This is a genomic window from Embleya sp. NPDC059237 (assembly GCF_042754105.1).
In the GTDB taxonomy this organism is placed as follows: Bacteria; Actinomycetota; Actinomycetes; order Streptomycetales; family Streptomycetaceae; genus Embleya.
This window is the reverse complement of the sequence record NZ_JBHZAE010000003.1, coordinates 314598-338964: the sequence shown is the minus strand read 5'-3', so window position 1 is coordinate 338964 and position 24367 is coordinate 314598. Positions and strand designations below refer to the sequence as shown.

Here is a 24367-nt window from a genome sequence, read left to right as displayed (position 1 = left end):
AGTCCTCTCGTATCACCCCGAGACCACCTCTGATCAGCCCGTAATCACACACGTGTCACCTCCACTCACGGTTCACCACTGGTGCCACAGCAGCGACTTCACCCCACACACACACCACCCCGGCGACATCAAGAATCCGCCGCATCACCCCGCCCGGAAGCACCAAATCGGCCGGCAGATGCCGATTCCCGGCGGCGTAATACCGATCGTGCGCCGGCGCTTCGCCCCGCATGGTCCGCTCGGCATCGGCACGCGCCGGCGGCCGATACGAAATCGCCGACTCGCTGCCACCGGTACGCGACCCCGGGACAACCGCGAAGTGACCTCTGCGGGTGCGGCGTTGGGCCGAGGCGTTCGCGGAGACCAAAAAAGCTTGCCGGCGAGCGTCACCGGGTAACGCCTGCCCAGCACTTGCCAACTGCCGAAAACTTCATGTGGTGCCGCACCGCACCCGTGACACCGCGCCGCGAGGGCACGGTGGTGCGGGAGTTGCGGAAGTTGCTGCTGTGTCGCCCGAATCGCGGCGCAGACGAATCGTGATCTGTCGCGCGAAATCGGCGCCCCGAGGGTGTTGACGGGCCGTCCGACACTGATCACCCTGAGTGTGGCGGTCGTTCGCGAGGGGACGACGAGGCGCCCGGGTCGTGCTCCGGGTTTCCTCGACGAAGTGGGACCGCCGCCGTTCCGGGCCTCGTCGCGGTGCCCGGAACGCACGCGGGCCCCGGGACAGGTCGATCCTGTCCGGGGCCCGCGCGCCGTGCGTTCTACGCGTGTTCGGGAGGCGGCCGGCCCGCAACGGGCCGCCGGGCCCCTACTTGATCGCCACCGGGTTCACCGGCGTCCCCACGCCCCCCACGAAGGGCTCCGGCGAAGCCTCCAGGAAGAACTCGTACACGCCGTCCGCCGCGCAGTCCTCCGACAGCTCCTCCAGGTTCCAGTTCTGCCCCTGGAGCATGCCCATCTCCACCAGGTGCAGTGCGTGCACCGCCATGAAGCAGTCCTCGATCTCCGGCGGGAAGACCTCGAACGTCACCGTGTCGTTGGCCACCGCCGCCACATCGCGCGCGTGGAACCACTCGGGCGTGCGCACCGACAGACCCGGGCCATAGAAGTACATGTCCTTCTCGCCCGCGAAGTACTGCCGGATCTGCCCCGTGCGCACCAGCACGATGTCGCCCGCGCGCACCTTCACGTCGCCGAACTCCTCGGCCGCCTCCAGGTCCGCCGGCGTCACCGCGTACTCCGGCGCCAGCATGTCCACGCCCTTGGCCCGCGCCACGTCGAGGAGCACCCCGCGCGAGACCAGCGTCTTCACGTTGTGGATGCCCAGCTTGCGCGCGCCCTCCTCGGCGGTGACCGTCTCCTTCGCCGAGTGGCCGTTGTACAGCCGGTCGTCGTACGTCGCGTGGGTCAGCCCGTCCCAGTGCGTGCCCGCCTGGATGCCCATCGTCACCGCGTCGTCGCTGGTGGCCACGGTCCCGGGGCCGAAGACCTCGTGGTTGACCAGGAACGTGGTGCGCTTGGGGTTGTCCCGGCCCGGGATCATCCCGTTCTGGATGCCGTCCTCGCGCAGCTCGACGGCCAGCGAGAAGCGCTTGCCGGTGCGCACACAGCCGGCCGCCGCCCGGACCACGTCGTCCGTGATCAGGTTGATCGTCCCGATCTCGTCCTCCCGGCCCCAGCGGCCCCAGTTGTTCACGCGTGCGGCCAGTTCGTGGAACTCGGGGGGCAGCGACATGGGGGCCTCCTCCAGGCGGTGGTGACACGTGCCGACGGGCACGAATACCCACGGGCACATTCTCGAACGGATCCGGGAAGCGTGCGCCGTGCTGTGTGCTGCGGCACTCTACCCAGGAAAACTAACGGATCGTCAGATAATGTCGAGAGGGCGTTCTCACAGGCCGCGCACCTTGCGTACGCAAGGCCGCGAGGCTGTCGTACGCCCGCGCCCGGCGGGACCGGCGGCCCCGGCCGCACCGACCGACCCGGACGCGCCACGACCGACCCGACCTGGGCCTCGGCCCTCGATTCCCGGGGCCTACTGGCGAGGCCACCGACAAGGAGCGGACAACACATGGGTGACTTCCTCACGGGCAAGGTAATCGCGGTCACCGGCGCCGGCCGCGGCATCGGCCGGGCCGTGGCGCTCGCCGCCGCCGCGCATGGCGCCAAGGTCGTCGTGAACGACTACGGCGTCGCCATGGACGGCAGCGCGCCGACCAGCGAGGTCGCCGACGCCGTGGTGAAGGAGATCGAGGCGCTGGGCGGCGAGGCCGTCGCGGTCGCCGACTCCGTGGCCACGATGGAGGGCGGCGCCCGCATCGTGCAGGCCGGTGTCGAGAAGTGGGGCCGCATCGACGGTGTCGTCACCGTCGCGGGCAACCTGCGCGAGCGCATGCTCTTCAACATGACCGAGGACGAGTGGGACAGCGTCATCGCCACCCACCTCAAGGGCACCTTCACCGTCGTACAGGCCGCCTCCAAGGTGATGAAGACCCAGGGCTTCGGCTCGATCGTCGGCTTCACCTCCGGGGTGTACGCGCTCGGCTCGGTCGCCCAGGCGAACTACGCCGCGGCCAAGGGCGGCATCGTCTCCTTCGTGCGCTCCGCCGCGCTGGGCCTGAACAAGTACGGCGTCAACGCGAACTGCGTCGCGCCGGTGGCCCGCACCCGGATGTCCGAGGGTGTCCCGCAGACGCTCAAGGAGATCGGCGACCCCGAGGACGTCGCCGAGCTGGTGGTCTTCCTGCTCTCCGACCACGCCAAGAACATCACCGGCCAGGTGTACACGACCGCCGGACCCAAGATCGCGCTGTGGGACCAGCCGCACGAGATCAAGACGATGTACGCGGCCGACCGCTGGACGGCCGAGGAGATCGCCGAGAAGCTGCCGACCCAGATCGGCCAGGACCCGATGCCGGTACTCGCCCAGCTCAAGGAGTACGCGGCCGCCGCGGCGAAGAAGAAGGCCGCCGAGGCCGCCGCCGCCGGCAACTGACGCGACCCCCGACAGGCGACGCGCGCGGGGTCGGTGTGCACCGACCCGGTCCACCGACCCCGCGCGCGCGGCCGTCGTCCCGCCCGCACGGCGAGGCGACGAGATTGGACTGGCTGTGGATTTCCGGTACAGCGCCGAAGACGAGGAGTTCCGGGCCGAGGTCCGCGCGTGGCTCCGGGAGAACCTTTCCGGTGAGTTCGCCGCGGCGGTCGGTACCGGCGGTCCCGGCAGCGAACACGAGCACTTCGAGATCCGCCGGGCGTGGGAACTGCGCCTGGGTGAGGGCGGCTGGATCGGCCTGGCCTGGCCCCGGGAGTACGGGGGCCGCGAGGCGTCGCTGATGCAGCAGGTGATCTTCGGCGAGGAGTACGCCCGCGCCCAGGCACCCGGCCGGGTCAACCACATGGGCGAGAACCTGCTCGGCCCGACCGTGCTCGCGTTCGGCACCGACGAGCAGAAGGCCCGCTTCCTGCCCGCCATCGCGCGCGGCGAGGAGCTGTGGTGCCAGGGCTACTCCGAGCCGGGCGCCGGCTCCGACCTGTCCAACCTGCGCACCTCCGCCGCGATCGACCCCGAGTCCGGCGACTGGCTGATCACCGGCCAGAAGGTGTGGACCTCGCTCGCCCACGAGGCGAACTGGTGCTTCGTACTCGCCCGCACCGATCCCGGCTCGCAGCGGCACAAGGGCATCTCGTTCCTGCTCGCGCCGATGGACCAGCCGGGCATCGAGATCCGCCCGATCGTGCAGCTCACCGGCACCAGCGAGTTCAACGAGGTCTTCTTCGACAAGGCTCACGCGCGCGCGGAGCACGTGGTGGGCGAGGTGGGCGCCGGCTGGGGCGTGGCGATGGGCCTGCTCGCGTTCGAGCGCGGGGTGTCCACGCTGGCCCAGCAGATCGGCTTCGAGATCGAGTTGGACAAGGTGGTCGCCGAGGCGAAGGCCAACGGCGCGATCGAGGATCCCGTCCTGCGCGACCGGCTGCTGCAGAGCTGGATCGACCTGAAGGTGCTGCGCTGCAACGCGCTGCGCACGCTCGGCTCGCCCGACCCCGGCGCGGCCTCGGTGGCCAAGCTGGTGTGGGCGGGCTGGCACCAACGCCTCGGCACGCTCGCGATGGACGTGGCCGGCGTCGAATCCACCCTGGCCGCCGCGGCCCCGTACGAACTGTCCGAAGCGCAGCGCCTGTTCCTGTTCACCAAGTCCGACACCATCTACGGCGGGTCGAACGAGGTGCAGCGCAACATCATCGCCGAGCGCGTCCTCGGCATGCCCCGTGAACCGCGAGGAGACGCCAAGTGAGCCCCACCGCCGCCCCCACCTACGTCGAGGGCCACGGCCTGCTGACCGGCAAGACGGTCCTGATCACCGCCGCGGCGGGCACCGGGATCGGCTTCGCCGCCGCCAAGCGCGCCGCCGAGGAGGGCGCCGTGATCGCGATCAGCGACAAGCACGAGCGCCGCCTGGGCGAGGCCGCCGACGAACTCGCCAAGCTGATCGGGTCGCGGCCGTTGGCCGTGCCGTGCGACGTCACCGTCGAGGACGACGTGCAGAACCTGATCGACACGGCCGCGCGCGAACTCGGCGGCATCGACGTGCTGATCAACAACGCCGGGCTCGGCGGCGAGGCCAACCTCGTCGACATGACCGACGCGCAGTGGGACCTGGTGATGAACGTGACCCTCAACGGCACGTTCCGCTGCACCCGGGCGGCGCTGCGGCACATGCAGCCGCGCGGGAAGGGCGTGATCGTCAACAACGCCTCGGTGCTGGGCTGGCGGGCGCAGAAGGGTCAGGCGCACTACGCGGCGGCCAAGGCCGGCGTGATGGCGCTGACCCGCTGCTCGGCGGTGGAGGCGGCGGAGTTCGGGGTACGGGTCAACGCGGTCGCGCCGAGCATCGCAATGCACGCGTTCCTGGCGAAGGCGTCGTCGGAGGAACTGCTCGACGAGCTGTCCTCGCGCGAGGCGTTCGGCCGCGCCGCCGAGCCGTGGGAGGTGGCGAACGTGATGGTCTTCCTCGCCTCGGACTACTCGTCGTACATGACCGGCGAGGTCGTCTCGGTCAGCTCACAGCGCGCGTAGGCCATCGCGGCGGCGCGCGGACTCACCGCGCGCCGCCCATTCTTGACGCAGCGTCAGCCCCACCACCCGCCGCCGCGAGATCCGGCACGGTGCCGCTGACGCTCCGTCAACACCCGGTCCTGGGACCGGGTATCAGCCCGCGCAGCGACCTGGCCGGGCGTCGGCCCGTGCCCGCCCAGTCGGGCCCGCGGCTGCCGCGGGCGAGGAAATCGAGGATGTCCGGCAGGAGTTCGCAGACCCGGTAGGGCGGGCCGTCGGCGTCGGTCTCGTCCGAATCGGGACCGGTCGCGTCGTCGGCTTCGAACGCCGACCACTCGACCTCGCACCACGGGTGCTCCCGACCGCATTGCGGGCAAGCATTTCCGCTCATGTCCACCCACGATAGGTGGTCGATCGCGGACGCGCCGTAACTTTTCCGGACTTGTCCAGAACCGTTTCGTCGGCCCCGACGTGATCATGCCCACCCCGGCGCCCCCGCACGCCCCGGCGCGCGCGCGGGCACCGAAACCGAGCACGCGCCGACGAAACACGAACTGCGACGGAAACGCGCCGGAGCCGAACCGGAGCCGAACCGAAGTCGTCACGCAAACGACCCGCCCCGATCCCGACGAGACGGGGCCCACACATCATTTGCCGACCGCCACTCGAAATGAACCCAGGCCGGTGTTACCTTGATCTGACTATCCGTCAGGTTCTGTGCCGGCTGCCTCACCTGCACGTACACAGGTGAGGCTGCCGGCATGGGCGCGCCCCGAAAGGCGACCCGTGGACTTCGACTTCTCCCCCGACCAGACCGCGTTCAGCGAGACGGTCGAGCGGTTTCTCGACGCCAATCCCGACCCTGAAGTGTTCGATGTCACCCGGGAGAACATGGCCCAGGTCGTCGACACCCCCGCACGCCGCGCCTACATGCGCAAGATGGCCGACCAAGGCTGGCTCGGCATCACCTGGCCCGAGGAGTGGGGCGGCCAGGACGGCGACGGGGTCTACGAATACCTGCTCAACGAAGCCCTCGCCGGGCGCGGTGGACCGCAGATCGGCAAGGGCGTCGGCATCATCGGCAAGACCCTGCTCGCGCACGGCAGCGACAAGCTCAAGGCCGAGTTCCTGCCCAAGATCCTGAACAACGAGGTCGAGTTCGCGGTCGGCTACAGCGAGCCCGAGGCCGGCTCCGACGCCGCCTCGATGAAGCTGCGCGCGGTCCGCGACGGCGAGGGCTGGCGGCTCAACGGCCAGAAGACCTGGACCACTTCCGCGCACTTCGCCGAGTGGTACTGGGTCGGCGCGCGCACCGACCCCGACGCACCCAAGCACCACGGCATCACGCTGTTCCTGGTGCCGATGGACCACCCGGGCATCACCGTCCGGGCGATCTGGACGATGGGCGACGAGCGCACCAACGACGTCTTCTTCGACGACGTCTGGGTCTCCGACGAGTACGTGGTCGGCGAGCTGAACAAGGGCTTCCAGTACATCTCCCAGGCGCTCGACCTCGAACGCTTCACGATGTTCTCGTTCGCCCCGATCCAGCAGCGGCTGAACGTACTGACCGAGTACGTCAAGGAGGCCACGCGCGACGACGAGCCGCTGCGCGAGGACCCGATCGTGCGCAAGCAGCTGGCCACGCTGGTCACCGAGGCCGCCGTGGCGCGCCTGCTCGGGCTGCGCGTGGTGGCCGCCGCGGCCGGTGGCGGAAAACCGCCCACGGTCGAGGCGTCGGGCTACAAGCTCTACGCCACCGAGCTGTCCAAGCGGCTCGCGAACGCCTCGATGGACATCGCCTCGCCGGGCACCCAGCTGCGGGTGGGCACCGAGGACGCGCCGATGGCCGGTCGCGCCGACTCGACCTACCGCTACACCGTGCTGGACACCATCGGCGGCGGCACGTCCGAGGTGCAGAAGAACATCATCGCCCGGCGCGGTCTCGGCCTTCCCAAGAACTTCTGACGGGGTCGCGTCATGTCCGGAGAGTTCCTGCAAGGCGTCACCGTATTGGACCTGGCGAGCGTGGGCCCCGCCGCCCGCGCCTCGCGCTGGCTGGCAGACTACGGCGCCGACGTGATCAAGGTCGGCCCGGTCCCGGCCCGCAGCGGTGTGCAGATCGCGCCGCCCTACTACTCGTACAGCGCGCACCGGCGGATGCGGCGCGTGCTGCTCGACATGAAGGCACCCGAGGGCCGCGAGGCGTTCCTCACCCTGGTCGAGGGCGCCGACGTGGTGATCGAGAGCTTCCGCCCGGGTGTGGTGGACCGCCTGGGCATCGGCCCGGACGCGGCCTCGGCGCGCAACCCCTCGATCGTCTACTGCTCCACGTCCGGCTTCGGTCAGGACGGCCCGTACGCCCAGCAGGCCGGGCACGACCTCAACTACCTGGGCGTGGGCGGCTTCCTGCACGTGTCCGGGCCGGGCGCGGACGGCGGCCCGCCCATTCCGGGCGCGACCGTCGCGGACAGCGCGGGCGGCGGGATGCACGCGGTGATCGCGATCATGGGCGCGCTGTTCCGCCGGCAACGCACCGGCGACGGCGCGCGCCTGGATGTCTCGGTGGCCGACGGGATGCTCGCGCTGATGGCGCTGGGCGTGGACGAGTACCTGGCCACCGGCGTCGAACCGGAGCCCCGGCACGGCATTTTGACGGGCCGCTACGCGTGCTACGACACCTACCGCGCACGGGACGGCAAGTGGCTGGCGGTGGCCGCGATCGAGGGCCGCTTCTGGGCCAACCTGTGCCGGTTGACCGGGCTGGACAAGTGGGCGTCGCGCCAGCTCGACGACGACGCGCAGGACGCGATCCGGGCGGACCTTTCGACGGTGTTCGCCGGCCGCGACCGGGACGACTGGGTGGCCGAGCTGGCCCCCGCCGACACCTGCGTGTCGGCGGTGTCGTCCGTACCGGAACTGCTGGCCGACCCGCAGTATCTGGCCCGCGGCGCGTTCACCACCGCGACCCACCCCGACCAGGGCGAGTTCCGCCAGGTGGGCCCGGTACTGGCCGGTCAGCAGGCGCCGACCGAACCGTACCCGGTCCGCGAATCCGGGATCACCGACACCGACGAGCTGCTCACCTCCGCCGGGTACACCCCCGACCGGGTGGCCGAGCTTCGTGCTTCAGGAGTGGTCGCATGACGGCACAGGACACCACGCTGCCCGAGGACGTGGCGGCGCTGATCGGCAAGGTCCAGTACGAGAAGCGGGGTGACTTCCCCGCCGAGCGCGGCTACATCTGGACCTCGTGCGCGTCGGTGCAGAACGGCAATCCGCTGTTCTGGGACGACGCGGTCGCGGCGGAGCTGACTGGCGGTCATATCGCCCCGCTCAGCCTGCTGTCCGCGTGGGCCCGCCCGCACTACTGGGCGCCCGGCGCGGAGGGTGAGCAACTGTCCCTCCAGGTGCACTTCGATCTCAAGATCCGCTTCGAACTGCCCGAGGCGATCATGACCGACAACACCAACGTGTTCTACGAACCGGTGCGCTTGGGCGACATCGTGACGTCGCGTCAGGTGCTCCGGTCGGTCAGCCCGGAAAAGCGCACCAAGCTCGGGATCGGCCGTTTCTGGGTGATCGACGTCGAGTACCACAACCAGGACGGCGCCCTGCTCGGCACCGAGTCCTACACCGGCTACGGCTACCGGCGGGAGGCCACCGCATGAGCGACCTGACCCTGGACCGGTTGGCCAAGGGCGACGCGCTGCCGACCTTCGGCGTGGACGTCACCGCGACGACGGTCATCCTGGGCGCGTTGGCCAGCCGCGACTGGCGGCCGATGCATCACGACTACAAGTTCGCGGTCGAGCGCCAAGGGGTGCAGGACATCTTCCTGAACACCCCGAACCAGGCCGCCTGGTTCGAGCGCTACCTCAACGACTGGACCGGCCCGAAGGGCCGGATCGGCCGGATGGTGTTCCGGATGACCAAGCCGGTCTTCCCGGGCGACCACATGCTGCTCACCGGCACGGTGGACGACGTCTCCGTGGACGAGACCGGCTGCGGCTGGGTCCGGGCCGAGATCTCGCTGACCGTCGACGGCGCGGTCCGCACCACGGCCACCGCGCGAATCGCGTTGCCCACCACCCCCGACGACAACCCGTGGGACCGGCGCGGCGAGCGCTGGAAGCCCTAGAGGAGACGCGCGATGGACCTCGATTTCACCCAGGAACAGGACATCCTCCGGGAGACCGTGCGCGGCCTGACGGCCCGGCACGCCGACCTCACCGTCGTTCGCGAGTTGGAGAACGACCCGGTCGGCTACCCCGAGGACTTCTGGAAGAAGCTCGGCGAGTCCGGCCTGACCGGTCTGACGCTGCCCGAGAAGTGGGGCGGGTCGGAGATGACCACGCTCGACGCGACCGTGGTCTACGAGGAGTTCGGCCGCTCCCTTGCACCGACTCCGCACTTCGTCAGTTCGGTCCTTGTCGGCGGCGTACTGGCCGCGGCCGGGTCCGACGAGCAGCGCGAGAAGTACCTGCCGGGCATCGCGGCGGGCACCACCATCGCGAGCGTGGCGTGGCTGGAGCCGGACCGCGGCTTCGGCGGCAAGGGCGTCGCGCTGGTGGCCCGCGCGGACGGCGACGGCTACCTGCTGTCCGGCACGAAGCGGCACGTCGCCTACGCGGCGGCGGCCGACGTCCTGCTCGTGCTCGCCCGCACCGGCACCGCGGGCACCCCGGGCGACCCGAACCAGGGCGTGTCGCTGTTCCTGGTCGACCCGAAGGCTGCCGGGGTCACCACGACCCAGCAGCAGACGATCGCCTCGGACACCCAGTACCGGGTCGAACTCGCAGACGTGCGCGGCGAGTTGGTCGGCACGGCCGGAGCCGGCTGGCCGGTCTGGTCGGACGTCCTGCACGACGGCCTGATCCTGCTCGCGGCCCAAGCGGTCGGCGGCGCGAAGCGCGCGCTGGAGATCACCGTCGAATACGCCAAGCACCGCAAGCAGTTCGACAAGCCGCTCGGCGCCTTCCAGGCGATCGCGCACAACCTGGCCGACGCCTCGACCGCCGTCGACGGCGCCGAGACCCTGGTCTGGGAGGCCGCCTGGTCCCGCGACAAGGGCCGCGACACCGCCCGCCTGGCCCCGATGGCCAAGCTCTTCGCCGCCCGCACCTACCGCGAGGTCACGGACCTGGCGGTACACGTCCACGGCGGGATGGGCTTCACCCTGGAATGCGACGTGCAGCTGTACTTCCGCCGCGCCAAGTCCCTGCAACTCAACTGGTGGGACGACCGGTACCTGGAGAACCTGATCGCGGCGGACGTGCTCGACAAGGGCTGAGCACACCGAGGGCGACCGGGCCGAGGACGACCGGGCCGAAGGCGGCGACCGGGCCGAAGGCGGCGACCGGGCCGAAGGCGGCGACCGGGCCGAGGGCGGCGACCGGGCCGAGGGCGACTCCCGCAGGTGCGGGGGTCGCCCTCGTTCGGTTTTCCAGCCCCGCGTGAACCATCGCGCGGGGCTTGTCCGTCGCGCCGCGCGAACGCCCATGCCGCATACGCCTATCGGACGGTCGGGGGCTTCAGGTCGATCGGCTTGTCGAGCTCGGTGATGTCGGTGGTCAGGTGGGTGATCGGGGTGCGCTGCGTCCAGCGGCGGAGGTATCCGCCGTCACCCGGTGTGAAATAGGCGATCAGCGTGCCGCTTTGCACGCCGAAGCAGCGCACACCATCGATCTTGACGGGCTCCACGATCGCCAATGCCTCCGGGTGGGCGGCCTGTTCGTAGAGCGACTGGGCAAAGGTCGGTATCGCGGCGACCTCCCCACTCGACATAGACGGGTGCTCGGGATCCACGGCGTAGCGCTCCCACGGACCGTAGCCGTCACGGCTGAACAGGTCCGCACCGATCACGATCTCCTCGATCGCGCGGTCGCCCTCCCGAACACTGGTGCGGCTGCCCTTGCCCGCGACCATCCGCAGGTCCATCACGGTCGGCGAACCTTGGTCGCTCTCGGCGGTCTTGACCATGTGCAGCGACGAGGCCGAGCGCACCCGCTCGATCCCGGTACGCACGATCCGGGTCACGTCGGCGGACGACGCGGTCTGCCCCGCGGCGGGGACGACCTCGGCCGCCACACTCGGAGCCGCCGTGCCCCGAACCGACGGGGCCTTCTCGGCGGCACACCCGGCAACGACCAACGCAACGGCACCCACGACGGGCACCATGAACAGGCGCAACGATTCCTCCATGAAGGCAACGCGCGTCGACTACGCGCGCGTTGAGCCTACGACCTGCGCGTTCCACCGCTTGCGGCACCGGCACACGGAGGTCGCCCCAGCACGCATCACCCGCCGGGCGTCCGCCCACCCGCCCGCTCGAGACGGGCTCAACCCGGTGGGCAGCGCGGGCAGGGTGGTGGTGGTAGTCGAGTCGAGCCCTCTGGCGAGCCTTCCCGAGGGGGTCGGGCGTTTCCGCCGGGGTTGCGCTTGTGGCTGCAGCTGGCTGGTGCGGGGCTGGTCTGAGTCGGTGGTGGGCCGCCGCCGGCGTGCGGGGCTCCGAGACCCGGGGTTTCCGGCGAGGCGGACGTGTCGGTCGGCGAAAAAGCGGCCGGCAGCGGCGGGCGGGGTGGGTGCTCGGGTCGGGTTCGCCGGGCGTGCGTTCCCGAGTGGGCCGGGCGTTTCCGGCGGGCGTTGCGCTTTGGGTTGCGGGTGGCTGGTGCGGGGCGGGTCGGAGTCGGTGGTGGGCCGCCGCCGGCGTGCGGGGATCCGAGACTTGGGGCTTTTGGCGAGGCGGGTGTGTTGGTCGGCGCAAAAGCACCCGGCGGCGGGCGGGGTGGGTGCTCGGGTTGGGTTCGCCGGGCATGCGTTCCCGAATGGGCCGGGTGCTTCCGGCGCGCGTTGCGCCTCGGGTTGCGGGTGGCTGGTGCGGGGCTGGTCCGGGTCGATGGTGGGCCGCCGCCGGCGTGCGGGGCTCCGAGACTTCGAGGTCGCGACGAGACGGGTGTGTTAGTCGGCTTAAAAGCGACCAGCAGCGGCGGACAGGGAGGGTGGTCGGGTTGGGTTCGCCGGGCATGCGTTTCCGAATGGGTCGGGTGTTCTCGGCGCGCGTTGCACCTGTGGTGGCGTGGGCTGGTGCGGGGGCGGTCAGAGTCGTCGAGCAGGCCGCCGCCGGCGTGCGGGGCTCCGAGACGTGGGGTTCCCGACGAGGCGGGCGTGTTGCTCGGCGGAAAAGCGGCCTGCTGCGGCGGGCAGGGAGGGCGCTCGGGTCGGGTTCGCCGGGCATGCGTTCCCGGGTGGGTCGGGTGCTCCGGGCGCGTTTGGAGGGGAGTTGGGGTTCGAAACCGGATCGCGATGGGTGGTTGTGGGCTTCGAGCTTCGGTGACCTGCGGTTTTGCGGAGTTGGGGCGTAAAGTCGGGCGTCGAGTGCCGGTTTCGTGCGCTCCGACACCCTCAACGCCGCTGTAAAGACCAAAACCGCCCAGTCGCCGCCGACTTCGAGCACCGCGACCACAGGCCGTTGAGAAGACCGAAAGTGCCCAGCGGGAGCCGAAACCGGATCCCGAAGCGTCTCAAACGCCCCTCCTTCGCACTGACCTGCGGTTTTCTCTCACGTCGAGGCCACGGCACCCCACGCCGTCCGGCTTCGTGAACTCCCGCCCTCACAAACCAAGCACACATCGAAATGCCCCTCCCCGCCGCCGCCAACCGGGGCGGAGCAACACACGCGCCTCGCTGGGGACTTCGGGCCTCGAAGCCCCGCACGCCGGCGGCGGCCCACCACCGACTCAGACCAGCCCCGTGTCGGCCCACGCAGCCGAAGCGCGACTGTCGCCGGGAACGCCCGACCCGCTCGGGAAGGCTCGCCGGCGGATTCGACCCGAGGGCTCTCCCTCCCCGCCGCTGCCGGCCGGTTTTCCGCCGAGCAACACACCCGCCTCGCCGGGAGCCCGGGTCTCAGAGCCCCGCACGCCGGCGGCGGCCCATCACCGGCTCTGGCCGGCCCCGCACCGGCCATCGGCGGCCAAAGGCGTGACGCGCGCCGGAAGAACCCGGCCCACCCGGGAACGCACGCCCGGCGAACCCAACCCGGGCACTCACCCTGCCCGCCGCCGTCGGGTGCTTTTCGCCGACCAACACACCCGTCTCGTCGCGACCGCGAAGGCTCGGGCCCGCACGCCGGCAGCGGCCCACCACCAACTCTGACCAGCCCCGCACCAGCCCACGCAGCCAAAGGCGCAACGCGCGCCGAGAACACCCGACCCACTCGGGACCGCACGCCCGGCGAACCCGACCCGAGCGCCCTCCCTGCCCGCCGCTGCCGGCCGCTTTTCGCCGACCAACGCGCCCGTCTCGTCGGGAGCCCGGGTCTCGGAGCCCCGCACGCCGGCGGCAGCCCACCACCGACCCTGACCGGCCCCGCACCGGCCACCCGCAACCACCGCCGGAAGCACCCGACCCACTCCGGAACGCACGCCCGGCGAACCCAACCCGAGCGCCCTCCCTGCCCGCCGCCGCTGGCCGCTTTTTCGCCGAGCAACACGCCCGTCTCGCCAAAAGCCGGAGTCTTGGAGCCCCGCACACCGGCGGCAGCCCACCATCGACCCTGACCCGCCCCGCACCAGCCACCCGCAACCCAAAGCGCAACGCCCGCCGGAAGAACCCGGCCCACTCGGGAACGCACGGCGAACCCAACCCGAGCACCCACCCCGCCCGCAGCCGCAGGTCGCTTTTTTCGCCGACCAACACGCTCGCCTCACCGGACGCCCCGGGTCTCGGAGCCCCGCACACCGGCGGCCGCCCGCCGTCGACTCTGACCGGCCCCGTACCAGCCACCCGCCACCCGCCACCCGCAGTCGCAACGCCCGCCGAAAACACCCGGCCTACTCGGGAACGCACGTCCGGCGAACCCAACCCGAGCACCCACCCCGCCCGCCGCCGCCGGGTGCTTTTATGCCGACCACCACGCTCGCCTCACTGGAAACCCCAGGTCCCGGAGCCCCACACGCCGGCGGCGGCCCACCCCACGTGCCGGACCGGCCCCGTGCCAGCCCCGGGACCGAAGCGCAACGCCCACCGGAAACACCCCACTCACCCGGAAGGCAGCCGACGCACCCAGCCCAGCCCCTCCGCTACCGGCGCCTTTCCCGTGGCAGCACCCGCATCTGGCCGAGAGCCCAGGCATCTGACCCGGACCGCCGGCGATTTCGGCTCCGGCCCGTGGAGTGGCGGAGCGCAGCGGATCCCGGCCCCCAGGAGGCGCGCCCGAAGCTCAACTCCGGGGTGTCGGCGGCTTCGAGTCACACGCGAAGACCGCCGAATCGTCGGCCGCCCCCTCGACACACGCACGACTCCTACTGGCTCCGCGACGACTTTCACCAGAACACGCCACGCAACCGCGCAGTCGGCATTCTGTCCGCCATGCCTACTTGAGATGGTCGAGAAACGCAGCCCACTCACTTCCGCTGAAGCCGATCGCAGGCCCTGCGAGGATTTTCGAGTCTCGGATTGCGACAACCGAAGCTGCCGACGCCGCCTCGACGCATGCCCCGTCGTCTTGGCTGTACGTAGACTTGCGCCACCTCAGCAACCACGCTTGGTCAATCACGGGTTCCCCAATACTCGACATAAACATCAATCATCTTGCGTGACTGATCTGCATCCAACCCCGCATGCCGCAGGCGTTGAATCACGCGCCGCGCCCGTGAGACGAAGAGATCGTCCGTGGTAATCGTGCGTGTGACCACGGCGCCCTGCTCCACCAGCGCGGCTCGCGAGGGGCGATCAGGACGACGTCCACCAACGCCTTCGAACAGGGTAAATGTGCTCGCCAAGGCTGCGTCAACGGCAGTGGAGAACGGGATCACGATCACGTCCACCCTCGGCCATCGAGCCACCACCGCAAGATGCTGCATCTGTTGGTGCATCAACTGTGGACTGCCGGCCTGCGTTCGAAGAGCCGCCTCGGTAAAGATCGCATTCAACAACAATGGCGACTCTCCCCGCAGACGCTCCTGGCGCTTGAGACGTACTGCGACCAAGTCTTCGACCCGCTCCGCACTCCCAGCGTACGTACGCTGGGTGATCGCGCGAGCGTAACGCTCGGTTTGCAACAGCCCCGGCAGACCGTTGATCTGGACTTCCGTGACGGACTCGGCCTCGTCTTCGAGCTTGATGTACTCAACGTAGCTGGCAGGCAGCAAGTCGACGTACGCATCCGACCAGTGCTCGGTGCGCTCCTGTTCGGCCAGCACGTTCTGCGTCAGCTGTAGCGCTCGGGCTCGCTGCTCGCCCGATGTGCCGTAGCCATCAAGCAGCTTCTCGATCTCCTCGATCGACCCGGGCGGTCGCTGACCATTCTCGATCCGGCTCAGCACCGGCGCCGAGAGGTCGGCGCGGGGTGCGGCGACCCGCAACGACAAGCCGGAGTCGACGCGCAACTCCCTGAGGAGCGACGCGAGATCAAGTTGATCGTCTGTTGCGTAGCCCATCGTCCTCCTTCGATCTCGGGACAGTCTCCTACGTCGTGCAGCGATCCACGACCGATTCACCCGATCGTGTTTCGCGAATAAGTTGACGCGTTTCACGAAACGGGCGACAGTATTCATGGTCACTCTAGGCGTTCAACCGACGACCGAGTGGTGATCAAGATCTGTGCCAAGGCAGGGCAAGGGACACATCCCACCCGGATTCGTTGTTCCACTGCTTCCGACGCCCACCGCCTGCGCACTCCGGCGTGATCTCGGGAGCCGCCGTGCAACGCAACGCCCTGAAACAGGATTTCCCCCTCGTCGAACCATCCGTAGGAGCCGTGCGCCATCGTGTGCGGAGCTTCTGTACTGCCATCGGATGCCCGGCACACGCCATCGACGCGGCTCGGCTCATTGCCAGTGAGTTGGCCACCAATGCGGTTCGGCATGCTCAAGGGCGGGCCTCCCGGGCCGAGTTCACGCTGATAGTGACCCTCGACGGCGGGAAGCTCGACATCGCGGTGTGGGACTACTACCCCTCGCCGTGCCCATCCCTCTCGAACCTCGCGGACGTCCCGGCGGAGGCCCAGTGCGGCCGGGGGCTGGCCATGGTGTGTGCGGACGCCGCCGGGTTCACCTGGACCCGCACACCCGTCGGCAAGCTCGTCTCCGCCTGGATCCACGTAGGCGAAACAACGACCCGCCGCCCGGATCCGACGCAGGTTCACCTCTTCTGACAACAACCGCCGGCGACCGCGCACCAAGCCGGCCGGCGCCGGCCACTCACGCACAACGCGCCCACGGGATCGGGCTCACTCCCCCTGGCGGGAGAAGGGCAGTCCCGGCACGTCCCGGCATGCCATGGCCATGCCAATGCGCCCCAACTCCCGTACCACCGAAGGCGGTTCGCCATGCAATACCTGCTGAAGCCCCCATGGGTGGAAGCCGACCACGCCCGTGTCCGCAATCCCTACGCCCCCTACCTCGTCGCCGCCGGCGTGACCTTCGACGTCATCGAGGTGAGCGAAACCCTCGGCCGGGCTGCCCTCGACGTCCTGCGTGCCCGCCACATCGCCCCGGGCCCGATCATCCTCGACCGGCGATACCGCCGCATCGGCTTCCTCATCCCACCCGCACCCCCCGACGCCCTGCCGCCACGCGAGCGCGGGTGCGGCCCCCGCCATCACGGTCGAGGCTGCTGGATCACCATCCCCCGCCCGAACTCCCAACCCACCGACGCCCTCGTCTGGCTCGTCCCACCCCTCGACCAAGAACAGGCCCCCTGCACGCTGCCCGAGGTCCGCGGTGCGATCCGAACCGCAGCCCAGAGCCTCGGATTCCGCGCCGACCCGGCAAACCCATCCCCTCCGGAGCCCCCGTCGTGATCATCACCCCCGCCCGACGAGACCCCACACGAACCGTCACGCACATCACCCTCGAACTCACCAACCCATGCCGACCGCCATGCCCCGTCGACCACGCCCTCATGCCGCCGGAGACCTGGTGTCGGATCATCACCGAGGCGGTCGAACTCGGCGCCGACTCGGTGCGATTCGCCGGCGGCGAGCCCACCGCCCACCCCGCGTTCACCGAGGTCCTGTGCCATACGATCCGGGCCCGCCCGGACATCGAGGTCGTCACCGATCTCATCCACGTAACCCGCTGCCACTGGACCCTGTTCACCCACGAACGAGTCCGCCTCGCCACCCGCTGGTACTCCGACGACCCCGTCCAACACGAGGCCATCACCCACCGGCCCGGCAGCCACATCCGTACCCGCACCAACATCGTCACCGCGCTCGGCCTGCACATCCCCCTGCGCGTCGACATCGTGGAGACCGTCCCCGACCAGCGCATCGGCGCCGCCCGAGCCGAACTCCTCCTCCTCGGCGTCCGCCCGGACCACATCGCCGTCGACCGCCGGCGATCCGGCATCGGCCGACCCAACCCGCCGCGCCTGCCCGCGACTTACCCGACGATCCTCGCCAACGGCGACGTCGCCACCGGCCCGATCCCCCACCGCCTGATCACCGGCAACGCCCTAAGCCACCCACTCGGCGAAATCCTCGCCACACCCGCGACATCCATCCCGGAAACCTGACCAACCATCACCGCGCAGACGGAGAGGACAGCGCGATCGATCAACCCGCGACGCGAGCAGTCGCCAAGTCCGCGAGGATGCCGTCGACCGTCCTGTCGGGGGTCAGATCGGAGGTGTCCAACCACAACCCCAGCCGTGGGGTATCCCGGCGCAGGGCCCTGTCGAGGGCGTCCACCGTCCAGGGCCCGCCGTAGCCGGTCTTGTCACGGCCGGCCTCCCGCCCCGTCACCGCTTCCGGGCTCGGGGCGAGGACGACGACGTACAGGGGCCGCGTGGCCACGGCGTCCACGAACGCGGTGAGGTGTTCGCCGAGCACCACGTCCTGGACGACCACGGTCCACCCGGCCCGGGCGTACATGTCCGCGACCGCCGCGGAAGCCCCGTGCCGCAGCCGCAGTTGCTCCGTCGCCTCGGCGGTCGGCCGCGGCGTCACCTCCTCCCGGCCGGACACGATCATCCGCCGGAAGGTGTCGCCGCGCAGATGTACGGAACGCGGCAGCCGCTCGGCCAACAGCTGGGCAACCGTGGACTTCCCGGCCGCCATGACACCCGTGACGAGCACAATCGCCGAATCCAGCTCCCGCACCGCAAACCCCCCGTAGTGAGCCTTCGTCCGAACCTCCCGAAAGCCCGGCCGAACCCGAACCGCAAGCGACACCGACAATGACACCGCAACCCCCGCCGACCCACCGAGAGTTCGCCGGTTCAGCCGCCCGCAGCGCCCGCAGCGCCCGCAGCGCCCGCAGCGCCCGCAGCGCCCGCAGCGCCCGCAGCGCCCTCGCCGCCCGCCACCGGGCGGTTCAGCCGCCAAACCACGTCGATCCCGGTCCCCGACGGAGCCACCGGCGGCGTCCCCGGTTCCCGCCGGATCTCGGTGAAGCCCAACCGCCGCGGTATCGCCTCACTCGCGGCGTTGGCCACATCGTGCGTGATCTCCACGTACTCCAACTCCGGCAGGGTGAACGTCTCTTCGACCAGCGCCGCGGTCGCCCTCGTGGCAAGGCCCTTGCCGGTGGCGGCGGGGTGCAGCCAGTAACCCATACGTCGGCCCTGCGGTTCGGGCGCACGGTAGGTCTGGCACATGCCTACGGGAGTGCCATCCCGGGTGATCGCGTAGTTGTACACGTCACCGTTCGCCCAGCCCTTCTCGAACCGTTCGAGCAGCTTGCGGGTGTACTCCTCGCTGTGCTGAGCCACCCACGGCTCCCAGGGGCGAAGGTGGTCCACGGATTCATCGATCAACGTGAACGCCGCGGCGAAGTCCTCCTGCGCCCGCCAACGTCGCAGGACGAAGTCTCCACATTCGATGATCTGCCTCGGTTGCGCCATGAACGCCATGATCGTTTGCCCAACGCCGCTCCGCAACGAGCGTCCTCCGGCCACCGCATGGACGTACATCCGCAGCGGCGGACGACCGCCGCTCACGGTTCGACGTCCGGACGACCCGCGGTCGCGGAAGGCGACGTAGCCCGCTCGACCCCGGTGGAGCCGCCCGTCACCTCACCGGACCTGATAGCGCAGCAGCGCAACCCCGCTCCCGAAGACCCGGCTCTCCACCAGCCGCAGGTCGGTCTTCTCGTCCGTGGGCCGAAACATCGGCTTCCCGCGGCCGATCAGCACCGGGTGCACGTACACCGTGTACTCGTCGATCAAGCCCAACCGCTGGAACGTGGCCGCCAGGTCCGCACCACCCACCACCATGTCGCCGCCCGGCTCCGCCTTGAGCGCCATGATCTCCTCGGGAACCACGTCCCGTTTGGTCGTGGTGTTCCAGTCGGTCCACTCGCGGGTCCGGGAGAAGACGATCTTCGGCATGTCCCGCCAGATCCCGGCGAACTCCAGCATCGGCCCAACGCTCTCCGGACCGGCGTCCGCCATCGGCCAGAAGTCGGCCATCAACTCGTGCACGACCCGCCCCTGCAGAAAGGCGCTCATCTTCCGCAGTCGCTCGTTGAAGTGTTCGTGCAACTCGTCGTCGACCGCACTCCAATCGATCTCCCGATTCGGCCCCTCCATGAACCCGTCGAGGGTCACCGACTGCCAGTACACGATCTTCCGCATCGCACACCTCATCGAACTCGTCGCGGACCGAACCACACCGCACCGCACGCGGCACGGCCACCCTCCCAGGCGCCGACGACATCACCGGGCCACCCACCCACCCGACCACTCATCCACCCGACCGAAGCGGGCACAGGATGTCGGGTCCGCCCCATCGCCCCCTCCCTAGCGTTGTCGATGCAAGGAAGAAGGCAGAACAGAAGGGAAGAAGGAACCCGCAGTGCTGGAGCAGCTGAACCAGGCCCTGGACCACATCGAGTCGCACCTCGACCAGGATCTCGACGTAGCCGAGTTGGCGCGGATCGCCATGACGTCGGAGTACCACCTCCGCCGCCTGTTCTCCGCGCTGGCCGGGATGCCGCTGTCGGAGTACATCCGACGCCGACGGCTCACCCTGGCAGCCGCCGAGGTCCTGGCCGGCGAGCCCACCCTGCTGGAGGTCGCGGTCCGCTACGGCTACTCCTCGGGCGAGGCCTTCGCCCGCGCGTTCCGCGCCATGCACGGCGTGGGTCCGGGCGAGGCCCGGCGTACCGGTGCGGTGCTCAGCGCACAGCCGCGGATGTCCTTCCGACTCGTCATCGATGGGAGCAGCACCATGCAATATCGGATCGTGCACAAGGACGCGTTCCGCGTGGTCGGCAAGAGGGCCAGGGTCCCGCTCGTCCACGAGGGCGTGAACCAGGCGATCGCCGAGTTCGTCGGGGCAATCGACCGGGAGACGACCACCCGCATCAAGGCCCTCTCCGACCAGGACCCGGACGGGATCGTCGCGGTCACCGACAACCTCGACCCCAGCCGCGCCGAGGGAACCGAACTCGACTACTACCACGGCGTTGTGACGAGCAATCAGGTTCCCGACAGCGCCGGCGACGCCAACGGCCCCGACGCCCTCGACACCCTCACCGTCCCGGCCGGCACCTGGGCCGTCTTCGAGAACTCCGGCCCGTACCCGCAGGCCCTCCAATACCTGTGGCGCGACATCTTCACCCAGTGGTTCCCGTCCAACCCGTACCGCAGCCGCCCGGGCCCGGAAATCCTCCGCGTCCGCCCCACCGCAGACGGCACCCGAGCCGACGCGGCCCTGTGGATCCCGGTGGAACCCACCGCGCCCTGACCCGAGTTCGGCAGTACCGCAGGGCAAGTCAACGACCGACCACGTCCCGAACGACCCACCGCCCCGCCACGCCGACCACACAGTCGGCGTGGCGGGGCGCGTCGTTGGTGGGCCACGGTGCCGAGGGACGTCCGGAATTCGGAGTCCGTGGCCTCGGGCGCCGATGGACGAACCCTGCGGCAGGAACCGACTCGGCAATCGCCTCAGTAGCCGACAGTGAACCGCCGCTGGACAAAACGAGGCATCTCCGCCTCGTCCACCAGCGCGACCGCCGCGTCCTCCGCCGAGATCCGGCTCCCGCCGTCCGCGTCCAGCACCGGCTGGTCACCGCCGATGCGGAAGCGGCCGGTGCGCTCGCCGGGGCCGATCTGCTCGGCGGGGCTGAAGTAGGTCCAGAGCCGGTTCGAGGCGCGCAGGACGTTCAGCGCCTCCCGGTGGCCGCGTACGGCGGCGGCGTACCCGCGAGGCAGGCCGAGTTCGTCGAGCGATGCGTGGATCAGCTCATCATGGTCGGCGCGGACGACGCCCGGCTCGATCTCCAGGCTGCCGGCGCCACCGATCACGATCAGTCGGACGCGGGTGTAACTCTCCAGGGCCTTGAGCAGGGCCCGGGCGGCGGTCGCATAGACGGTCGGGTCCGCGATCGAGCGCTCGACGGTGTCCGCGAAGTCCTTTGCCGCGTTTCCGGGCTGGAAGCCGCTGACCAGGACGTCCAGGCCCGGCAGGACGGCGGCGATGCTCGTGGCGTCCAGTACGTCGACGCTCGCCCAGTCGAGGTTTTCCCGCGGGTCGGTGATCGCGGAGGCATCCCGGCTGAACGCCGTGACGCGGTGTCCGCGCCGAAGAGCCTCGGTGACGACCCGACTGCCGATCGTGCCGGTGGCTCCGATAACGCCGATATGCATGGTTCCCCCTGGTTTCAACACGTGTTCATGCCGGGTGCACGACGCAAAGCCGGACGGACCCGCGTCTCACGCCGTGCAAAAACTATACGCCGTGTAGTTTATGCACGGCAATCAGCACAGTGACGCTGTACAGTGAACACGTGGCAGGCACCCGAAGCACCGGACGACGCGAGCGACTGCGCGTCGAGACGACCGCCGAAATCAAGCGCACGGCGCTGGAGTTGATGGGCTCGGGCGGTCCCGACGCAATCACCCTGCGGGCGATCGCCCGCGAGATGGGCATGACCGCCAACGCCATCTACGGCTACTTCGCCACCCGCGACGACCTGGTCACGGCGCTCATCGCGGACGTCTACACCGCGCTCGCCGACGCTGTCGACGCCGCGTGGGCCGCTTCCGCGCAGGACGCCCCCGCGGAGCGGATCCGCGCCTGGGCGCACGCCTTCCGCGACTGGGCGCTGGCCAACCCCGAGGGCTTCCGGCTGATCTACGGCGACCCCGTCCCCGGCTATCGGGCCCCCGACGGCGGCGCCGCACCGGATGCGGCCCGGCGGGTCTGCGTCGGCATCGCCGCGCTGGCGGACACAGCCTGGGACGGCGCCGAACGAGCCTATGGCGACAGCGACTTCGGCTGGGACGACTTCGACCCCGGCCTGCTCGACAAGGTCCGCCCGGCGTTCCCCGCGCTACCGCCGGCCGGGGTGGCCCTGGCGCTGCGGATCTGGGGACACCTGCACGGCTTGGTCGCCCTGGAGATCTACGGCCACCTGCGCGCGCAGACACATTCGCCGGACAAGCTCTTCCGCGCCGAACTCATTCAGTTGATCGCATCGTTGAATCTCGGCGCCTCGCCCTCCGACAACGCCTCGCCCCCCGACAACGCCTCGACATCCGCGCACGTCGGCGCTCCTCGGCGCCGGGGATGACCACCGTGCCCCTTCCGCGCACGCATCGGCCCGGTCGCGGTCGTCAAACGCCGTAGCCGCCGTCCACGTCCAGCTTCTGGCCGCTGATGAAGCCCGCGCGGTCGGAGGCCAGGAAGCAGACCGCCTCGGCGATGTCCGTCGCGCTCCCGAAGCGTCGCAGTGGGATGTTGCGGCGGGCCACGTCGAGTGCGCGGTCGTCGAGGTCGCCGCTGTCGATCAGCCGCGCGGCCATGCCGTCCGTGAGCATGCCGGGTCCGACGCAGTTGGCACGCACCCCGAAGCGGCCCTCCTCGGCCGCGATGCCGCGCACGATGGCCTCGACCGCGCTCTTCGTACAGGACGACAGGCCGTCCCGCACCGGGAATCGGCTGGTGGCCGCCGTGGTGACCGCGACCAGGCTGCCGTTGCCCGCCGCGCGCAGGTGCGGCAGCGACGGGTGTACCAGATTGAAGAACGCCGCGGCGTCGCCGTCCAGTTGCTCGCGGTACTGCGCCGGGGTGACCCGACTCAGGTGCAACATCGGTACGTGCGGCCCGGCCGCGTACACCACCGTGTGCACCCCGCCGAACTCCGCCGCCGCCTCCGCCACGAACATCGCCACCGCGTCCGCGTCGGTCAGGTCCACCCGCCACGCACGAGCCCGCCGCTTGTATTCGACCCGGGCCTGCTCGGCGACGGCCTCGGTCGCCGCCGCGCCGTTGCGATAGGTGACCGCCAGATCCGCCCCCCGCTCGGCGAACATGCGGCAGATCGCGGCCCCGATCCCACCCCCGGCCCCGACGACCACGACCGCCCCCGCCCGGCTCCCGAAGTCGCGCTCCATGACTGGCTCCCTAGCTGCCGAGCTGATCTGACGACCAGTCAGGAATATCCCCGGCCCCGCGAACTGTCAACGGACCGCCGCCCTGATCAGCACAAACGACGACTGCCATACTGAGCCGGCCGCACCCCACCCACCACCTCCCGCAAAGGTTCGTGCATTGGTACGTGTTCGCCCGCACCGGATGGTCGGCCCGCTCGTGATCACCCTCCTGGCCGCCGTGACGGCGTGCGCGAGTCCCGCCGAGGAGCTGGCCGACGCCTCCTCCGTGAAGCCGCGCACCGTGACCGTCCCGAGCCCGAGCACACCCGAGGCCGACGCCGGCACCGGCACCGGCACCGGGGGCGCCTTGTCGAAGGCGGAGCTCAAGCGGGTGCTGCTGAAGAAGACGGACATGCCGGAGGGTTGGCAGCTCGACGTCGACTCCGACCGCGACGACGACAAACCGCCGGCCATGTCGGACGACTGCGATCGGCTGGCCGCACAGAGCAATCCGACGTCCGGGGTCTATCAGGTCCTCGCGAAGGCATCGATCATCACCCACGATCCTGCCCCCGGCGGCAAGGCATACGCGATTCTCGGCTCCGGCCTGACCTCCCTGTCGGCCGACGAGGCGAAAAAGGTCATCCCCTCCGCCCGCGACCTGCTTCCACGATGCGTGAACCGGCACATGACGAAGGACGGCTTGTCCGGCCTTCTCACCTACCGGGCCTTCGACTTTCCCCACCTCGGTGACGAGACCCTGGCCTTCGAGGCCACCTCACGCACCGACACGGGGCAGGCCTGGGTGCACTCGATCGTCCTGGTACGTGTGGGCACCACCCTGATCCGCATCACGCGCGTCAACCTCACCGGCACCACGCCACAACACCCGGACGAAGCACTGGTCCGGAAGCAGGTCGAGCAGGTTGTCGCCGGTCCGAACAAAGCCGGCTGACTCCCGGGCCGCTCCGCCTCCGC

At 70.1% G+C, this 24367-nt stretch carries 24 protein-coding genes; 14 read left to right on the top strand and 10 right to left on the bottom strand.

The features are described from left to right. Window positions 1-811 precede the first annotated feature (811 nt). Window positions 812-1738 carry a cyclase family protein gene (locus ACFXKZ_RS12130; RefSeq protein ID WP_379999219.1) on the bottom strand — a complete coding sequence of 309 codons (927 nt, stop codon included), beginning with the start codon at window positions 1736-1738 and terminating at the stop codon, window positions 812-814. Between the two features lie 336 nt (window positions 1739-2074). Here ACFXKZ_RS12130 and ACFXKZ_RS12125 point away from each other — a divergent pair, with 336 nt between their 5' ends. The 3 genes from ACFXKZ_RS12125 (at window position 2075) to ACFXKZ_RS12115 (ending at window position 5080) form a co-directional block, all read left to right on the top strand. Further along, on the top strand, window positions 2075-2998 hold the full coding sequence (locus tag ACFXKZ_RS12125; protein WP_379999217.1) for an SDR family oxidoreductase: 924 nt from the start codon (window positions 2075-2077) through the stop codon (window positions 2996-2998). A gap of 115 nt (window positions 2999-3113) precedes the next feature. Then, window positions 3114-4298, top strand: coding sequence for an acyl-CoA dehydrogenase family protein (locus ACFXKZ_RS12120; RefSeq protein ID WP_379999215.1), 1185 nt, complete (start codon window positions 3114-3116; stop codon window positions 4296-4298). Next, complete coding sequence (locus tag ACFXKZ_RS12115; RefSeq protein ID WP_379999213.1) at window positions 4295-5080, top strand: SDR family oxidoreductase; 786 nt, start codon at window positions 4295-4297, stop codon at window positions 5078-5080. The genes ACFXKZ_RS12120 and ACFXKZ_RS12115 overlap by 4 nt, the downstream gene beginning before the upstream one ends. Before the next feature lie 106 nt (window positions 5081-5186). On the opposite strand, the gene ACFXKZ_RS12110 is transcribed toward ACFXKZ_RS12115, so the two are convergent. After that, window positions 5187-5450, bottom strand: coding sequence for a hypothetical protein (locus ACFXKZ_RS12110; protein ID WP_379999211.1), 264 nt, complete (start codon window positions 5448-5450; stop codon window positions 5187-5189). A gap of 395 nt (window positions 5451-5845) precedes the next feature. Here ACFXKZ_RS12110 and ACFXKZ_RS12105 point away from each other — a divergent pair, with 395 nt between their 5' ends. Genes ACFXKZ_RS12105 through ACFXKZ_RS12085 form a run of 5 tightly spaced genes read left to right on the top strand, consistent with a single transcriptional unit; the run spans window position 5846 to window position 10352 of the window. After that, window positions 5846-7027, top strand: coding sequence for an acyl-CoA dehydrogenase family protein (locus tag ACFXKZ_RS12105; RefSeq protein ID WP_379999209.1), 1182 nt, complete (start codon window positions 5846-5848; stop codon window positions 7025-7027). A 12-nt stretch (window positions 7028-7039) separates the two neighbouring features. Then, window positions 7040-8206, top strand: coding sequence for a CaiB/BaiF CoA transferase family protein (locus ACFXKZ_RS12100; RefSeq protein ID WP_379999207.1), 1167 nt, complete (start codon window positions 7040-7042; stop codon window positions 8204-8206). Further along, window positions 8203-8730, top strand: a complete 528-nt coding sequence (locus ACFXKZ_RS12095; protein WP_126639322.1) for a MaoC family dehydratase N-terminal domain-containing protein — start codon at window positions 8203-8205, stop codon at window positions 8728-8730. The genes ACFXKZ_RS12100 and ACFXKZ_RS12095 overlap by 4 nt, the downstream gene beginning before the upstream one ends. After that, on the top strand, window positions 8727-9200 hold the full coding sequence (locus ACFXKZ_RS12090) for a hypothetical protein (RefSeq protein ID WP_379999205.1): 474 nt from the start codon (window positions 8727-8729) through the stop codon (window positions 9198-9200). The genes ACFXKZ_RS12095 and ACFXKZ_RS12090 overlap by 4 nt, the downstream gene beginning before the upstream one ends. A gap of 12 nt (window positions 9201-9212) precedes the next feature. Then, a complete protein-coding gene (locus ACFXKZ_RS12085; protein ID WP_379999203.1) occupies window positions 9213-10352 on the top strand; it encodes an acyl-CoA dehydrogenase family protein in 1140 nt (379 codons plus the stop codon). A gap of 221 nt (window positions 10353-10573) precedes the next feature. Here ACFXKZ_RS12085 and ACFXKZ_RS12080 read toward each other — a convergent pair whose 3' ends face one another. The 3 genes from ACFXKZ_RS12080 to ACFXKZ_RS12070 all read right to left on the bottom strand — a co-directional run bounded on the left by ACFXKZ_RS12080 (window position 10574) and on the right by ACFXKZ_RS12070 (window position 15501). Then, window positions 10574-11263, bottom strand: a complete 690-nt coding sequence (locus ACFXKZ_RS12080; protein WP_379999201.1) for a hypothetical protein — start codon at window positions 11261-11263, stop codon at window positions 10574-10576. Between the two features lie 3172 nt (window positions 11264-14435). After that, a complete protein-coding gene (locus ACFXKZ_RS12075; RefSeq protein ID WP_379999199.1) occupies window positions 14436-14639 on the bottom strand; it encodes a DUF397 domain-containing protein in 204 nt (67 codons plus the stop codon). Continuing rightward, window positions 14611-15501: a helix-turn-helix domain-containing protein gene (locus ACFXKZ_RS12070; protein WP_379999197.1), complete on the bottom strand. Its 891-nt coding sequence runs from the start codon at window positions 15499-15501 to the stop codon at window positions 14611-14613. The genes ACFXKZ_RS12075 and ACFXKZ_RS12070 overlap by 29 nt, the downstream gene beginning before the upstream one ends. A gap of 245 nt (window positions 15502-15746) precedes the next feature. Between ACFXKZ_RS12070 and ACFXKZ_RS12065 the strand changes: the two genes are divergently transcribed. The 3 genes from ACFXKZ_RS12065 to ACFXKZ_RS12055 all read left to right on the top strand — a co-directional run bounded on the left by ACFXKZ_RS12065 (window position 15747) and on the right by ACFXKZ_RS12055 (window position 17581). Beyond that, entirely contained in the window at window positions 15747-16217 is a 471-nt protein-coding gene (locus tag ACFXKZ_RS12065; RefSeq protein ID WP_379999195.1) for an ATP-binding protein, read from the top strand. Window positions 16218-16391: 174 nt separating this feature from the next. Beyond that, window positions 16392-16865: a hypothetical protein gene (locus ACFXKZ_RS12060; protein WP_379999193.1), complete on the top strand. Its 474-nt coding sequence runs from the start codon at window positions 16392-16394 to the stop codon at window positions 16863-16865. Further along, on the top strand, window positions 16862-17581 hold the full coding sequence (locus ACFXKZ_RS12055) for a radical SAM protein (protein WP_379999191.1): 720 nt from the start codon (window positions 16862-16864) through the stop codon (window positions 17579-17581). Before ACFXKZ_RS12060 ends, ACFXKZ_RS12055 begins: the two co-directional genes overlap by 4 nt. A 40-nt stretch (window positions 17582-17621) precedes the next feature. Here ACFXKZ_RS12055 and ACFXKZ_RS12050 read toward each other — a convergent pair whose 3' ends face one another. From ACFXKZ_RS12050 to ACFXKZ_RS12040, 3 genes are all read right to left on the bottom strand, one after another. Then, entirely contained in the window at window positions 17622-18167 is a 546-nt protein-coding gene (locus ACFXKZ_RS12050) for an AAA family ATPase (RefSeq protein WP_379999189.1), read from the bottom strand. A 119-nt stretch (window positions 18168-18286) separates the two neighbouring features. Beyond that, on the bottom strand, window positions 18287-18910 hold the full coding sequence (locus ACFXKZ_RS12045; RefSeq protein WP_379999186.1) for a GNAT family N-acetyltransferase: 624 nt from the start codon (window positions 18908-18910) through the stop codon (window positions 18287-18289). Between the two features lie 171 nt (window positions 18911-19081). Next, the gene (locus ACFXKZ_RS12040; RefSeq protein ID WP_379999185.1) at window positions 19082-19642 is read right to left on the bottom strand and encodes a dihydrofolate reductase family protein; all 561 of its coding nucleotides are present in this window, start codon (window positions 19640-19642) and stop codon (window positions 19082-19084) included. Window positions 19643-19862: 220 nt separating this feature from the next. On the opposite strand from ACFXKZ_RS12040, the gene ACFXKZ_RS12035 reads away from it, so the two are divergent. Then, entirely contained in the window at window positions 19863-20756 is an 894-nt protein-coding gene (locus ACFXKZ_RS12035) for a GyrI-like domain-containing protein (protein WP_379999183.1), read from the top strand. A 203-nt stretch (window positions 20757-20959) separates the two neighbouring features. On the opposite strand, the gene ACFXKZ_RS12030 is transcribed toward ACFXKZ_RS12035, so the two are convergent. Continuing rightward, window positions 20960-21661, bottom strand: a complete 702-nt coding sequence (locus ACFXKZ_RS12030) for an NAD(P)-dependent oxidoreductase (RefSeq protein WP_379999181.1) — start codon at window positions 21659-21661, stop codon at window positions 20960-20962. Window positions 21662-21801: 140 nt separating this feature from the next. Between ACFXKZ_RS12030 and ACFXKZ_RS12025 the strand changes: the two genes are divergently transcribed. Next, on the top strand, window positions 21802-22587 hold the full coding sequence (locus ACFXKZ_RS12025; protein ID WP_379999179.1) for a TetR/AcrR family transcriptional regulator: 786 nt from the start codon (window positions 21802-21804) through the stop codon (window positions 22585-22587). Between the two features lie 43 nt (window positions 22588-22630). Here the strand turns inward: ACFXKZ_RS12025 and ACFXKZ_RS12020 are convergent, their stop codons facing one another. Continuing rightward, window positions 22631-23410: an SDR family NAD(P)-dependent oxidoreductase gene (locus tag ACFXKZ_RS12020; protein ID WP_379999177.1), complete on the bottom strand. Its 780-nt coding sequence runs from the start codon at window positions 23408-23410 to the stop codon at window positions 22631-22633. A 157-nt stretch (window positions 23411-23567) separates the two neighbouring features. On the opposite strand from ACFXKZ_RS12020, the gene ACFXKZ_RS12015 reads away from it, so the two are divergent. Then, window positions 23568-24344, top strand: coding sequence for a hypothetical protein (locus ACFXKZ_RS12015; protein WP_379999175.1), 777 nt, complete (start codon window positions 23568-23570; stop codon window positions 24342-24344). Window positions 24345-24367 lie beyond the last annotated feature (23 nt).

Coding starts and splice junctions, on each gene's coding strand:
- ACFXKZ_RS12130 (WP_379999219.1), bottom strand. CDS start 1,738: ATGTCGCTGCCCCCCGAGTTCCACGAACTGGCCGCACGCGTGAACAAC.
- ACFXKZ_RS12125 (WP_379999217.1), top strand. CDS start 2,075: ATGGGTGACTTCCTCACGGGCAAGGTAATCGCGGTCACCGGCGCCGGC.
- ACFXKZ_RS12110 (WP_379999211.1), bottom strand. CDS start 5,450: ATGAGCGGAAATGCTTGCCCGCAATGCGGTCGGGAGCACCCGTGGTGC.
- ACFXKZ_RS12100 (WP_379999207.1), top strand. CDS start 7,040: ATGTCCGGAGAGTTCCTGCAAGGCGTCACCGTATTGGACCTGGCGAGC.
- ACFXKZ_RS12095 (WP_126639322.1), top strand. CDS start 8,203: ATGACGGCACAGGACACCACGCTGCCCGAGGACGTGGCGGCGCTGATC.
- ACFXKZ_RS12090 (WP_379999205.1), top strand. CDS start 8,727: ATGAGCGACCTGACCCTGGACCGGTTGGCCAAGGGCGACGCGCTGCCG.
- ACFXKZ_RS12085 (WP_379999203.1), top strand. CDS start 9,213: ATGGACCTCGATTTCACCCAGGAACAGGACATCCTCCGGGAGACCGTG.
- ACFXKZ_RS12080 (WP_379999201.1), bottom strand. CDS start 11,263: ATGGAGGAATCGTTGCGCCTGTTCATGGTGCCCGTCGTGGGTGCCGTT.
- ACFXKZ_RS12075 (WP_379999199.1), bottom strand. CDS start 14,639: ATGTCGAGTATTGGGGAACCCGTGATTGACCAAGCGTGGTTGCTGAGG.
- ACFXKZ_RS12070 (WP_379999197.1), bottom strand. CDS start 15,501: ATGGGCTACGCAACAGACGATCAACTTGATCTCGCGTCGCTCCTCAGG.
- ACFXKZ_RS12060 (WP_379999193.1), top strand. CDS start 16,392: ATGCAATACCTGCTGAAGCCCCCATGGGTGGAAGCCGACCACGCCCGT.
- ACFXKZ_RS12045 (WP_379999186.1), bottom strand. CDS start 18,910: ATGGCGCAACCGAGGCAGATCATCGAATGTGGAGACTTCGTCCTGCGA.
- ACFXKZ_RS12040 (WP_379999185.1), bottom strand. CDS start 19,642: ATGCGGAAGATCGTGTACTGGCAGTCGGTGACCCTCGACGGGTTCATG.
- ACFXKZ_RS12030 (WP_379999181.1), bottom strand. CDS start 21,661: ATGCATATCGGCGTTATCGGAGCCACCGGCACGATCGGCAGTCGGGTC.
- ACFXKZ_RS12020 (WP_379999177.1), bottom strand. CDS start 23,410: ATGGAGCGCGACTTCGGGAGCCGGGCGGGGGCGGTCGTGGTCGTCGGG.